Annotated in this window: 11 protein-coding genes and 1 pseudogene; 6 read left to right on the top strand and 6 right to left on the bottom strand. The window is 73.4% G+C overall.

The genetic code is table 11. The annotated features are described in order from the left end of the window. Positions 1 to 24: 24 nt before the first annotated feature. The gene (locus AB6L24_RS23910) at positions 25 to 684 is read right to left on the bottom strand and encodes a LytR C-terminal domain-containing protein (protein ID WP_405658243.1); all 660 of its coding nucleotides are present in this window, start codon (positions 682 to 684) and stop codon (positions 25 to 27) included. Between the two features lie 100 nt (positions 685 to 784). After that, complete coding sequence (locus AB6L24_RS23905; RefSeq protein WP_003955420.1) at positions 785 to 1,081, bottom strand: type II toxin-antitoxin system VapB family antitoxin; 297 nt, start codon at positions 1,079 to 1,081, stop codon at positions 785 to 787. 120 nt (positions 1,082 to 1,201) lie between these two features. Here AB6L24_RS23905 and AB6L24_RS23900 point away from each other — a divergent pair, with 120 nt between their 5' ends. Further along, the gene (locus AB6L24_RS23900) at positions 1,202 to 2,929 is read left to right on the top strand and encodes a helicase HerA-like domain-containing protein (protein WP_405658241.1); all 1,728 of its coding nucleotides are present in this window, start codon (positions 1,202 to 1,204) and stop codon (positions 2,927 to 2,929) included. Between the two features lie 122 nt (positions 2,930 to 3,051). Here AB6L24_RS23900 and AB6L24_RS23895 read toward each other — a convergent pair whose 3' ends face one another. After that, complete coding sequence (locus tag AB6L24_RS23895; protein WP_405658238.1) at positions 3,052 to 3,636, bottom strand: HhH-GPD-type base excision DNA repair protein; 585 nt, start codon at positions 3,634 to 3,636, stop codon at positions 3,052 to 3,054. Between the two features lie 248 nt (positions 3,637 to 3,884). Between AB6L24_RS23895 and AB6L24_RS23890 the strand changes: the two genes are divergently transcribed. Further along, positions 3,885 to 5,513: an ABC-F family ATP-binding cassette domain-containing protein gene (locus AB6L24_RS23890; RefSeq protein WP_405658236.1), complete on the top strand. Its 1,629-nt coding sequence runs from the start codon at positions 3,885 to 3,887 to the stop codon at positions 5,511 to 5,513. Between the two features lie 82 nt (positions 5,514 to 5,595). Further along, entirely contained in the window at positions 5,596 to 6,180 is a 585-nt protein-coding gene (locus tag AB6L24_RS23885; RefSeq protein WP_405658232.1) for a GNAT family N-acetyltransferase, read from the top strand. Here AB6L24_RS23885 and AB6L24_RS23880 read toward each other — a convergent pair. Further along, positions 6,144 to 7,148 (bottom strand): LysR family transcriptional regulator, encoded by a 1,005-nt coding sequence (locus tag AB6L24_RS23880; RefSeq protein ID WP_405658230.1) that lies wholly within the window; start codon positions 7,146 to 7,148, stop codon positions 6,144 to 6,146. The genes AB6L24_RS23885 and AB6L24_RS23880 overlap by 37 nt on opposite strands. Before the next feature lie 93 nt (positions 7,149 to 7,241). Between AB6L24_RS23880 and AB6L24_RS23875 the strand changes: the two genes are divergently transcribed. Continuing rightward, the gene (locus AB6L24_RS23875; protein ID WP_405658227.1) at positions 7,242 to 8,252 is read left to right on the top strand and encodes a DMT family transporter; all 1,011 of its coding nucleotides are present in this window, start codon (positions 7,242 to 7,244) and stop codon (positions 8,250 to 8,252) included. Here AB6L24_RS23875 and AB6L24_RS23870 read toward each other — a convergent pair. After that, a pseudogene (locus tag AB6L24_RS23870) lies at positions 8,189 to 8,860 on the bottom strand (sensor domain-containing protein); the annotation flags it as partial. The gene AB6L24_RS23875 and the pseudogene AB6L24_RS23870 overlap by 64 nt on opposite strands. 269 nt (positions 8,861 to 9,129) lie before the next feature. Then, the gene (locus AB6L24_RS23865) at positions 9,130 to 10,113 is read right to left on the bottom strand and encodes a LysR family transcriptional regulator (RefSeq protein ID WP_405663287.1); all 984 of its coding nucleotides are present in this window, start codon (positions 10,111 to 10,113) and stop codon (positions 9,130 to 9,132) included. Between the two features lie 249 nt (positions 10,114 to 10,362). Here AB6L24_RS23865 and AB6L24_RS23860 point away from each other — a divergent pair, with 249 nt between their 5' ends. Together AB6L24_RS23860 and AB6L24_RS23855 are read left to right on the top strand one after the other, a co-directional pair. After that, positions 10,363 to 11,790, top strand: a complete 1,428-nt coding sequence (locus AB6L24_RS23860; RefSeq protein ID WP_405658224.1) for an MFS transporter — start codon at positions 10,363 to 10,365, stop codon at positions 11,788 to 11,790. 153 nt (positions 11,791 to 11,943) lie between these two features. After that, entirely contained in the window at positions 11,944 to 12,396 is a 453-nt protein-coding gene (locus AB6L24_RS23855; RefSeq protein WP_380843411.1) for a hypothetical protein, read from the top strand. Positions 12,397 to 12,812: the final 416 nt, after the last annotated feature.

Genomic DNA, 12,812 nt, shown 5'->3' with positions numbered 1-12,812 from the left:
AGCAGGTCTTGCCGAGCGCGGTGCTCAGCAGTTCTTGCCGTCCGTCCGGTCCGCCTTCGCGGGCTTCGGGGCGGGCGCCGCGAGTGCCGCGAGGGCCTTGTCGGCGTCCGCCTTCTTCGCCAGGAACTTGAACTTGCTGCCGAGGATCAGGTCGACCTCGCCACCCTTGCGGGCGTCCGTCTGCTGGGCGGCGCCCTTGACCTGGGTGGCGAGCACCGGCAGCGCGGTGTCGGCGGCGGACTTCGCGCCGAGCACTATCCCCGGGCCCTCGACCTTCTTGTCGAACGCCTTCGTCGCGTTGTCCACGTCGCCGATGGTGAAGCCGCGTTTCTTCAGCTCGGCGGCGGTCTCCTTGGCGAGGCCCTCGCGCGGGGTGGCGTTGAAGACGTTGACGGTGATCTGGCGGGGCTGGGGGAAAGCTTTCGGCTCGGCCTTGCGCGCCGCGTCGGCCGGTGCCGGCTTCGTCGCGCAGTCCTTCGCCCCGCCCGCCGCCGACGCCTTGTCGTCGCCGGAGAACACGTCGATGAGCTGGAGGCTGCCCCAGCCGAGCAGCCCGGCCACGGCGAGGGAGGCGACGACTGCGAGCACGATCCGGCGACGGCCGCTCGGGCGGCGCATTCGCGGGTATTTGTCCCCCGTGATGCGGTACTTGCCGCCCATGCCGGGGGGAGTGAGCATGCTCATGGGCGCAGCGTAGTGCCGCGCGGCGGTGATTCCTACTAAATGATCATTGCCCGGTGCCAAGGCCAACCCGAAAGGGCCAACGCGGGCCGGGGGCCCGGGCTCAGCCCAGTTCGAGAACGCGGGCGTGCAGCACCTGGCGCTGCTGGAGCGCGGCGCGGACGGCGCGGTGCAGCCCGTCCTCCAGGTACAGATCGCCCTGCCACTTCACGACGTGCGCGAAGAGGTCGCCGTAGAACGTGGAGTCCTCGGCGAGCAGCGTTTCCAGGTCCAGCTGGCCCTTGGTCGTCACGAGCTGATCGAGGCGGACCGGGCGCGGCGCGACGTCCGCCCACTGCCGGGTGCTTTCCCGGCCGTGGTCGGGGTACGGCCGGCCGTTTCCGATGCGCTTGAAGATCACACGGAAAGCCTACCGGTCAAGGCTCTCCGGGCGCAGCCATGGCGGCCGAGTGCGACCCTGGGAAATGACGCCGGAAACCGGGACAAACCCGGAACTCTCAAGCCGGGAGCAGGGGCCGAAGTGAGCGACAGCCAGCCGATGCCGTCCACACCCGATGGCGGAAACCGCCCGAACGAGTCCGTGTCCGACCCCGCGCTGACGCCGTCTGAGCCGTCTGGACCGTCCGCGCGCTCCGCGCCGTCCGCGCCGTCCGCGCCGTCCGCGCCCGCCGAGCCCGCCGAGCCGTCCACGCTGCCCCCGGAAGCCGCCGCGATCGCCGCCGGGTACGCCTTCGAAGGCCCCGCCCTCGACCTCGGCGCCCTGCTGTGGGACGGGCAGTGCCTCCCCGGGGCGCAGGTGCGCATCCCGCTGCCGATGCTCAACCGGCACGGCCTCGTCGCGGGCGCCACCGGCACCGGCAAGACCAAGACCCTCCAGCTGATCGCCGAGCAGCTGTCCGCCCAGGGCGTGCCCGTCTTCCTCGCCGACATCAAGGGCGACGTGTCCGGGATCTCCGCGCCCGGCGAGGCGAACGACCGGGTCACCGGGCGGGCCCGGGACGTGGGCCAGGAGTGGGTGCCGCGCGGGTGCCCGAGCGAGTTCTACGCCCTCGGCGGGATCGGCACCGGGATCCCCGTGCGGGCCACGATCACCAGCTTCGGGCCCGTCCTCCTGTCGAAGGTGCTCCAGCTGAACCAGACGCAGGAGCAGTCGCTCGGCCTGATCTTCCACTACGCCGACCAGAAGGGCCTCGAACTCGTCGACCTGAAGGACCTGCGCGCGGTCGTCGCCTTCCTCACGTCGGACGAGGGCAAGCCGGAGCTGAAGACGGTCGGCGGTCTGTCGACGGCGACCGCCGGGGTCATCCTGCGGGCGCTGACGGCGTTCGAGGCGCAGGGGATGGGGGACTTCTTCGGGGAGCCGGAGTTCGACACGCGGGAGCTGCTCGGCGCGGGAGGTGCCGGTGCCGGACCGGATGCCCCCGGCCTCGTCTCCGTACTCGAACTGCCCTCCGTGCAGGACAAGCCCGCCCTCTTCTCCACCTTCCTGATGTGGCTCCTCGCCGACCTGTACCACGACCTGCCCGAGGTCGGGGACGTGGACAAGCCCAAGCTCGTCTTCTTCTTCGACGAGGCCCATCTGCTGTTCAGCGGCGCCTCCAAGGCGTTCCTGGAGTCCATCACGCAGACCGTGCGGCTGATCCGGTCCAAGGGCGTCGGCGTCTTCTTCGTCACCCAGACCCCGAAGGACGTGCCCGCCGACGTCCTCGCCCAGCTCGGCAACCGCGTGCAGCACGCCCTGCGCGCCTTCACGCCCGAGGACGAGAAGGCCCTCAAGGCGACCGTCCGTACGTTCCCGAACTCCGCGTACGACCTGGAGGAGACCCTCACCGGCATCGGCACCGGCGAGGCCGTCGTCACCGTGCTCAGCGAGAAGGGCGCGCCCACGCCGGTCGCGGTCACGCGGCTGCGGGCGCCGCAGTCCCTGATGGGCCCGATCCCGGCGGCGGACCTGGAGCGGGCCGTCCGCGATTCGCCGCTGTACGGGCGGTACGCGGAGGCGGTGGACCGGGAGTCGGCGTACGAGCGGCTGAGCGCGCGGGAGGCCGAGCGGGCCGCCGCGTCCGCGCCCGCTGCGGAAGAGGCTCCGCGTCCGGCGAAGGCGAAGCCGAAGGAGAGCGGGGGCGGGTCCGTCGTCGAGCAGGTGATGGGCAGCGGGATGTTCAAGTCGCTGCTGCGGTCGATGGGGACGCAGATCGGGCGGGAGATCTCGCGGTCGGTGTTCGGGACGGCGAAGCGGCGGCGCTGAGCGCTCCGCTGGATGTGCCGTGCTCGGTCGTCGGTCGTCTGCGGCGGCATCGTGGCTGGTCGCGCAGTTCCCCGCGCCCCTTCGGGGCGCTTTCGTACCGCAGCGGACTTCGTCGAGCCCGCTTAGCTCTTCGCCGCCTTCGCCGCCGCTTTCATCTCCTGCTTGTGCGCGCGGACCTTCTGGAGGGAATCGGGTCCCGTGATGTCCGCGACGGACCGGAACGCCTTCGGCTCCCCGTACGCCCCCGCCGCCTCCTGCCAGCCCTTGGGCTTCACGCCGAGCTGCTTGCCGAGCAGGGCCAGGAAGATCTGGGCCTTCTGCTTGCCGAAGCCGGGCAGCTCGTTCAGGCGCCGCAGCAGCTCCTTGCCGTCGGCCGCGTCCCGCCAGACGGCCTCCGCGTCGCCCTCGTAGTGCTCCACGAGGTACTGGCACAGCTTCTGCACGCGCCCCGCCATCGCGCCCGGGTAGCGGTGCACGGCGGGTTTGGCGGAGAGCAGCTCGACGAAGGCGTCCGGGTCGTACGCCGCGATGTCGTGGGCGTCGAGGTCGTCCGCCCCCATCCGCACGGCGATCGTGTACGGACCCGCGAAAGCCCACTCCATGGGCACCTGCTGGTCCAGGAGCATCCCTACGAGCGCGGCCAGCGGGCTGCGGCTCAGCAGCGCGTCGGCCTCTTCTTGCTGTGCGAGGTGCAGCGTGGCGTCCATGGGGCGATCATCTCGCGGGTGCGGGGGGTTCGCAGGGCGGGCGCACGGGCGGGGCGTCGGGGACTGGTCGGGAGCACCGATGGTGGGCTCCGGTGGTGGGCTCTGGCGGGGGCGCCCGGAAAAGCGGGTGCGGGCGCGGTGGGGCGCCGCCTAGCCTGGAGGCATGCCTACGCCCCGCATCTCCTAGCCAGGACACACGCCTTCACGTCACCCGTGTGTCCTTTTTCGCTAGTGCGGAGCGTTTCCCCATGCTTTCTGTACGTGACGTCGACCTGCGCGTCGGCGCCCGGACCCTGCTGTCCGGCATCTCCTTCCACGTGGGCCCCGGCGACCGCGTCGGCCTGGTCGGCCGCAACGGCGCGGGCAAGTCCACCCTCCTGAAGACCCTCGCGGGCCAGGCCCCGAGCGCCACCGGCACGGTCACCCGCACCGGCTCCCTCGGCCACCTCGCCCAGGACCCGGCCGCCGCCGACCCCGCCGCCACCGTCACCGACCGGATCCTCTCGGCACGCGGCCTCGACGCGGCGGTGCGCGCGCTCCGGGACGCTGAGTCCGCCCTGGCCGACAGCGCCGACGGTGCCGACAGCCCCGACAGCCCCGACAGCGCCGACGCACGGGCCGCGCTCGCCGCCTACGCCCGCGCCGACGACGCCTTCCAGGCCGGGGGCGGCTACGCGGCCGAGGCCGAGGCCGCCCGGGTCGCGGCCGGGCTCGGCCTGCCCGAGCGCGTCCTCGGGCAGGCCGTGGGCGAGTTGTCGGGCGGCCAGCGGCGCCGCGTCGAACTCGCCCGGATGCTGTTCGCGCGCCCCGACACCCTGCTGCTCGACGAGCCCACCAACCACCTCGACCGGGACTCGGTGGAGTGGCTGCGGGCGTTCCTGCGCGCCTACCCGGGCGGTGTCGTCCTGGTCAGCCACGACGTGACGCTGCTCGCCGACGTCGTGAACCGCGTCTTCCACCTCGACCCCGGCCGCGCCGCCCTCGACGTCCACAACACCACCTGGCCCGCCTACCTCGCCCAGCGCGCCGCCGACGAGCGCCGCCGCACCCGGGAGCGCGCCAACGCCGAGCGGAAGGCCACCGCCCTGCGCACCCAGGCCGACCGCATGCGCGCCCACGTCGCCACCGCGACCGCCGCGAAGAACATGGCGCGCCGCGCCGACCGGCTGCTCGCGGGCACCGAACCCGCGCGGCGCGGCGAGAAGGTCGCCCGCATACGGCTCCCCGAGCCCGCACCCTGCGGCCGCATGCCCCTCGGCGCGGTCAGCCTGGAGAAGGCGTACGGGACCCTGAAGGTCCTGCACGGCGTGGACCTCGCCGTGGACCGGGGCAGCCGCCTGGTCGTGCTCGGCTTCAACGGCGCGGGGAAGACGACGCTCCTGCGCCTCCTCGCCGGGCGCGAGACGCCGGACGCGGGCCGGGTCGTGCGCGGACACGGGCTGCGCGTCGGGTACTTCGGGCAGGAACACGACACCCTGGACGGGGAGTCGACCGTACGGGAGAACCTCGCGGCGGCCGCACCGGGCCTTACCGACGGCGAGGTGCGGCGGGTCCTCGGGTCGTTCCTGTTCAGCGGCGACGACGCGGACAAACCCGCCAAGGTGCTCTCCGGCGGCGAGAAGACCCGCCTCGCCCTCGCCGGACTCGTCCACTCCGGCGCCAACGTGCTGCTCCTGGACGAGCCCACCAACAACCTCGACCCCGCGTCCCGCGACGAGGTCCTCGCCGCCGTCGGGACCTACCCCGGAGCGATCGTCATGGTCACCCACGACGAGGGCGCCCTCGACGCCCTGCGCCCCGACCGGGTCCTCGTCCTGCCCGACGGGACCGAGGACCTGTGGAGCACGGAGTACCGGGAGTTGGTGTCCCTCGCCTGAGGTCACCCGGGCGGTGGTGGGTGGCGGGTCGCGCGGGGAAACTCGCGCGCCGGGCGTGCGGGGCCTGTGTTTCCATGCCCGGATGAGCGACTGCCGCGCAGGTGCCGAAGCCGTGGACCTTCTCGTACGGGAGCGGGCCCCCGCCGACCTCGACGCCTGCGTGCGCGTGCTCGCCGACGTGCACGCGGGCGACGGCTACCCCACCAACTGGCCCGCCGAACCGGCCGCCTGGCTGACGCCGTCCGGCCTGCTCGGGGCCTGGGTGGCCGAGGCCGACGGGGACGTCGGCGGGCACGTCGCGCTCTGCGGGGCGGGGGCGGACGACGTGGCGCCCGGGATGTGGGGCGCGCGGGGCGGCCCGGCGGGTTCGGAGGGCTCGGCGGGTTCGGAGGGGGAGGGGACAGCCGTGGTCAGCCGGTTGTTCGTGGGGCCGGGGGCGCGGGGGCGTGGCGTCGGCGCGGTGCTCCTCGACCGGGTGGCGGGGGCCGCGAGGGAGCGGGGGCGGTGGCCGGTGCTCGACGTGGTGGCCACGGACGCGGGGGCCGTGGCGCTGTACGAGCGGGCGGGCTGGGAGTTCCTCGGGGTCGGCGAACAGCGGTGGAGCGCGCGACAGACGGTGCGGGTGCGGTGCTACGCGGGGCCGGGTGCGAGGTCGGGGTCGGTGTAGGCAGTCCCACCAGCCTCGGCCGCCCCGTTCATCCCATCCGGCCCGACAGCCCCGCCCGCCTCCGCCGCCGCGTCCCGCAGCGCCCCCAGGAACGCCCGCAGCACCGGCCCCTGCGGAGCCGTCGCCCGTACCGCCGCCCAGATCGACCGCACCGGCTTCGGGTCGACGACCTCGCGCACGACCCACTCCGGGCGGCCCTCGTCCGTGCCCGGCGCCGTGACCAGGCCCATCTCCGGCACCAGGGCGACACCGACCCCGGCGGCCACGAACCCCTGCGCGGTCGCGTAGTCCCCGCTCTCCACCACGAAGTCCGGCGTGAACCCGGCCGACCCGCACGCGTCCAGGACCGCGTCCAGGCAGGGGCCCGGCAACTCGCTGCCGACGAAGGGCTCGTCGGCGAGGTCGGTGAGGCGCAGCTCCGTGCGGGCGGCGAGGGGGTGGGCCGGGGGCAGCACCGCGCGGTAGCGGTCGTCCAGGAGGTGGACGAAGCGGAGGCCGTCGACCGGGGGCGCGTCGTGGCGTCGGACCACGAGGGCCACGTCCGTGCGGCCCGCCTTCACCTCGGGCAGCGGGTCGTCCGGGTCGGTGAGCCGCAACTCGGCCCGCACGCCGGGGTGTTCGCGGCGCAGGCGGGCGAGCGCGGGCGCGGCGACGCGGGCGCCCGCGGTGGCGAAGTACCGTACCGAGATCCGTCCCGTACGACCCGTGCGCAGATCCGCGAGGGCCGTCTCCGCGTGGGCCACGTGCCGGCCGATGGCCGTCGCGCAGTCGGCGAGGAGCAGCCCGGCGTCCGTGGGCCGCACCCCGCGTCCGGTGCGCTCCAGGAGCGGGGTGCCCGCCTCCTTCTCCAGGGCCGCCATCTGCTGGCTGACCGCGGACGGGGTGTAGCCGAGGTTCCGGGCCGCCGCGGTCACCGAGCCGCTGGTGACGACCGCCCGCAGGATCTGCATGCGCCGCATGTCGAGCATGCGGCCAGCGTACGCCCCGAATGCAGCACAGCTTAAGGCTGCTTTGGAATCTTTTCGCTTGTCTTACGAATGGGGCGGGGGCACCGTCGAGGCATGCGAATCGCCGTCCTCGCCCTGCTGTGGGGCTCTAGTTTTCTGTGGATCAAGCTGGCCCTGGAGGGCGGCCTCGCGCCGCTGCACGTGACGATCGTGCGCTGTGCGCTCGGCGCCGCCGTGCTCCTCGTCCTCGCCCGCTCGGCCCGCCAGCACCTGCCGCGGGGCCGCCGCGTCTGGGGGCATCTGCTGGTGGCGGCCCTGTTCTGCAACGCGCTGCCGTTCCTGTTCTTCAGCATCGGCGAGCAGACGGTCGACTCGGGGGTCGCGGGCGTCATGAACGCCACGACCCCGCTGTGGTCCCTCGGCCTCGGCTTCCTCCTCGGTACGGAGCGTGGGCTCGGCCCGAAGCGGCTCGCCGGGCTCCTGCTCGGCTTCGGCGGCACCCTGCTGATCTTCGCGCCCTGGCAGCAGTCGGGGCTCACGAGCCCGGGCGCCCTCGCCCTCCTCGCCGCCGCCGTCAGCTACGCCGTCGCCTTCGCGTACATGGCCCGCCACCTCATCGGCCGCGACACCCCGCCGCTCGCCCTCTCCGCCGCCCAGCTCCTCGCCGCCACCGGCCTGACCACGCTCGGCCTGCCCGCGAGCCCGCACACGGAGTCGGCGCCCACCCTCACCGGCGTCCTCGCCGTCGTCGTCCTCGGCGTGTTCGGCACCGGCCTCACCTTCCACCTCAACTCCCGCCTCATCGCCGACGAGGGACCGACCGCGGCGGCCACGGTCGGCTATCTGCTCCCGGTCGTCTCGGTCGGCCTCGGCGCGCTGGTCCTGGGGGAGGAGGTCGGCGTACGGGTGCTCGCCGGGATGGCGGTGGTCCTCGCGGGCGTGGGGCTGACGCGGGTCGGGTCGGCCCGGGCCGCGGCCGCGCGGCCGGACGCTCACCTGCCGAGCAGCGAGCGCACCGCGGCCCGGTCCACGCCGGTGAGCGCGCGCACGACCAGCGGCGTCAGCAGCACCAGCAGCCAGCCGACGGCGCCGACTCCGGCGACCTGCCAGGGCGACTCGATGTAGTACGCGTGGTGCTCGCCGCCGGACGTGTAGTCGAAGAGGCGGTACCCCGGCCAGTCGGTGTAGCGCGCGAACACCCAGGAGTACGCGGGGAACAGCGCGACGACCCAGCCGGTCACCCACAGCGTGAGCGCCACCACGAAGCTCGTCACCCGCCACGGGAACATGACGACCTGGAACACCAGCGCCCGCCACCCCGCCCCGTCCCCGATCCGGGCCAGCGCCCGCGCCCACACCCCACCGTCCCCCACCCGCACGGCCGCGGGCCCGTCCACCTCGACCCCGAGCCGCACCCGCGCCCGCCGCCGCTCCACCGCGCCGAGGCCGCGCGCCCCGGACAGGAGCACCGCGAACACGGGCAGCCCGAGCAGCGTGACGGCGAGCCCCGCGCCCAGCGAGAACAGCGTGACGGCGAAGACGAACCCGGCGACGGCGATCGGGAGCGAGACCAGGGTGTACCCGAACTCGCGGAAGGTGACGGCGGCGAAGGGCGCGCGCCAGAAGGCGGGGCGCGGAGCGGGCACGCGGTCCCGGGCCGGGGCCGGGGAGGCCGGGGCGGGGGCCGCGGACCGGCTGTGGGCGGGGGTGCGGGGGAGCGTGTCGATGGTCATCAGGGGGCCTCGTCTTCGTCTGTTCGCCCGGCAGGGGACGTACCGTGCTGACGTCCTCAACTCTGCTGCGGACGCGGGCGCCGGGGCATGGGGCGAGGCGGTGTCCGGGGGTGTACCCAGCACCCCTCTTCGCCCTCCTGCCACCGGGCGGGGCGGGCGGTGGAAGGAGGGGCCGGAGCGCGCCGCGGCACGCGCCCTCACACCGCAGCCGGTGCTCGCCGACCGGCCGGGGCCGGAGCCCTGCTGACGAGTGGTGGCGGTACGTGGGGCTACGCGGCCCCCGCCATCCGGACGCCGCCCCCGCCCACCTTCGCCGCCGCCTGGTCCGCCGCCTGGTCCGTCTCCTTCCCCATCGCCTTCTCCGCCGGACCCCGCGCCGCCTTCAGCGCGGCCCGCGCGAACGCCCGCACCGCGCCGGTGCTGTCGCCGACGCGCCAGACGAGGCCGTAGCCGACGGGGGCGGCGTCGTCGAAGGTGAGGTAGGAGACGCCGGGGCGGGCGTAGTAGGTGGCGGTGTGCGCGGCGGTGAGGAAGGCGCCCTTGCCCGCGGCGACGAGCATCAGGGCCTCCTGCATGTTGGTGACGGCCGGGCCGCGCGCGACGGGGCGGCCCGCGGGGGTGTGCGCGGGGACCTGGTACTCCTGCCGGTACGCGGGGAGTTCACCGGCGACGCTCAGGAGCGGCACCTCGGCCAGGTCCTCCAGCGAGATCCGCCGGCGGGCGGCGAGGGGATGCCCGGACGCGACGGCGAGCACCCGCTCCTCCGTGAGCAGCGCGGGCCCCTCGCCCAAGTCCTCCTCGCGTACGGGCAGCTCGGTGAGCTGGATGTCGAACTCGCCCTTGCGCAGCGGCCCGTACGGATCGGACAGCGGCACCTCGCAGACCTCCACGTCGAGTTCGGGATGGGTGGCGCGCAGCGCGTCGGCGGCCCGCATCACGAGCTCACCGGCCGGGGGTCCGGAGAAGCCGACGTGCAGCACCCCGCTGACCCCGCGCGCGGTATCTGCGGCCTTGGCGAGGGCCGCGTCGATCGCGCGGTGATGCGGCTCCAGGTCGGCGCGGAGCTGCCGGCCGAGGGCGGTGAGGCCGACCCGGCGGCTCGTACGGACGAACAGCAGGGCGCCGACGCGCCGTTCGAGCCGCTGCACGAGCTGGCTCACCCGGGCCCGGGACAGCCGCATGCGCTCGGCGGTGCGACCGAAGTGCAGCTCCTCGGCGAGGATCAGGAAGCACTCCAGCTCATCGCGGTCCATGGACGTCACGCCGGTCCTCCGCATCGGTAGGCCTGATCGGTAAGCGTGACTGAACGAACGTCGCGATCTTCGCCGTTGTTCCCCCTGCCCGGCTGATCGAGGGTGATGGAGCGGGTGACAGAGCGGGGCACCCCCGCCCTCACATCACCCCACCGAGACATCACCGAACTCCATCACCGAACTCCATCACCGAACTCCACCGGGACACCACCGGACTTCACCGAGGAAGCGCAGGGCCGAGAAATGCAGATGAGCGGGAGAAACTGGGGCGTATTGCTCGTCCTGTGCGGGGCGATCTTCCTTGAGGGCATCGACGTGGCCATGCTCAACGTGGCCCTGCCGTCGATCCGTGCCGAACTCGGCATGTCCACCGGCGAGCTGCAGTGGGTCATGAGCGCCTACGTCCTCGGCTACGGCGGCTTCATGCTGCTCGGCGGGCGCGCGGCCGACCTCTTCGGGCGCCGCCGCATGTTCGTCTTCTGGCTGTCCGTCTTCCTGCTCTTCTCCGGCCTCGGCGGATTCGCCACGGAGGGCTGGATGCTGATCGCCGCGCGGTTCGTCACCGGCGTGGCGGCGGCCTTCATGACTCCGGCGGGCCTGTCCATCATCACGACGAGCTTCGCGGAGGGCGCGCAGCGCGACCGGGCGCTGCTCATCTACTCCGGCACGGCGGCGGGCGGCTTCTCCGTCGGCCTGGTCGTCGGCGGGCTGCTCACGGCGGTCGACTGGCGCTGGGTGTTCTTCGCCCCGGTCGCGCTGTCCGCGGTCATCCTGGTCGCCGCGCTGGCGCTGGTGCCGAAGTCGCCGCGCCCGGAGCGCGCGGGGCAGAGCGTGGACCTCGGGGGCGCGGTCACGGTCAGCGCGGCGATCGTGCTGCTCGTCCTGGGCGTCGAGCGCGCCTCGCACACGAGCGTCGGCTGGACGGCCGGCACACTCGCAGCGGGTCTGGCCTTCCTCGCGGCCTTCGTGGCGGTCGAGCGCCGCGTCGCGAACCCCCTGGTGCGCCTCGGCATCCTGCGCCGCGGTTCGCTGGTCCGCGCCAACGTCGTGGGCCTGCTCTTCGCCGCGGGCTTCTTCGGCTTCCAGTTCCTCGTGGTGCTCTACCTCCAGGAGCTGCGGGGCTGGTCCACGCTCGAGACGAGCTTCGCGATGATCGTCATCGGCGTCGACGCGATGCTGTCGCCCACCCTCACCCCCAAGCTGGTGGACCGGTTCGGCAACGCCCGGGTGATCTTCGGCGGCCTGCTCCTCGCGGCACTCTCGTACGCCATGTTCCTGCCGGTGGGCGCCGACTGGACGTACCCGATGATGCTCCCGAGCCTGATCATCCTGGGCCTCGGCTTCTCCCTGGCCTACGGCCCGCTCACCATCGTCGCCACCGAGGGCGTCGAGGAGTCGGAACAGGGCTTGGCGGGCGGCCTCCTCTACACGTCCTTCCAGTTCGGCGCGGCCCTCGGCCTCTCCGCCGCCACCGCCGTCAACGTAGCCGCCACGGACTCCACCACCCCCACGGCCCTCCTCGACGGCTACCAGGCAGCCCTCACGGTCCCCCTCGCCACCGCCCTGCTGGCGGTAACGGTCGGCGCCTTCGGCCTCCGCGGCCGCTCCCGCACGAGGACCACGCCCCTCGCGCCCGCGGCCAGGCCGACGGCCGACGCGGACCGCGTGGGCACCTGAGCGGTCATATGTCCGGCTGGGGCCGGGGCGTCTCCCGGCAGGACACGGTCCTGAGCGTCCCGACTTCGTCACAGTGGCTTGTTCTCGCCTGACGTGATGTCGAGCGGTTCGTAGGGTGATCACCCCATCCAGCTGCTTCAACTGAGAGGGAACATGCCTCAGATCAGCGCTTTCTCCACCGCCCTGCACCGCTCACGCCGTGCGCGTCGCACCGTCGCCGCCCTGGTCGGCGCGGCCGCCCTGGCCGCGCTGGGCGCCGTGAACGCGCCAACTGCCACGGCCGGCCCCGTCCCGCCCGGCGGCAGCTCGTGGGACCACGTGTGGTCGGGGACCGGCGTCAAGGTCTACGTGAAGGAGCGCGGAGACATAATCTCCGTGTGCGACACGGCTGCGAACGGCCACTCGGCCTGGACGACGGTGGACCGCCTGAACCCCGACATCGAGGGCTACAAGATGTACGCCCGCGGCGGCAAGGGCACCTGCACGTCCCACTCGGCCGCCGAAGGCGGCAGGTACAACCTGGCGGAGGGCGGCCAGTACACCCTCAACTTCGAGGGCCGCGGCGACAACGGCGGCTCGGTCGCGGGCTTCATCAACGACCACTGACCATCGGCCTCCCGCGGCCCGGGCACGCGAGCCCGGGCCACCGGGCCGCACGAGCGGACACCGCACACGTCGAAGGGCCCCACCGCGAACGGTGGGGCCCTTCAACGTTAGTGCCCGGTGAGGCACTGGCGGAGGATACGAGATTCGAACTCGTGAGGGGTTGCCCCCAACACGCTTTCCAACTGTGCGTATTGCTGTGCGGGGCTGTTCATAGACGTTCGCGCGGCAGGTCAGAGCGCATGCGCGAACGTCTGTGGACAGTGACGTCCGTCGGCGGACTGGACAATGATCAGGACAACGAGATCAGGTCCGTGGGACAACGCCAACGAACTCAGCCCCCTTGTGGTTGCTGACGATGAAGTCGAACCCGTGACCTGCTGCGCAGGTCAGCTCCACACTGACGAATCCGCCTCTGG

This window comes from Streptomyces sp. RK9, from assembly GCF_045070545.1.
In the GTDB taxonomy this organism is placed as follows: Bacteria; Actinomycetota; Actinomycetes; order Streptomycetales; family Streptomycetaceae; genus Streptomyces; species Streptomyces alboflavus.
The sequence above is the reverse complement of the archived record's forward strand: the minus strand, read 5'-3'. Positions and strand labels throughout refer to the sequence as shown.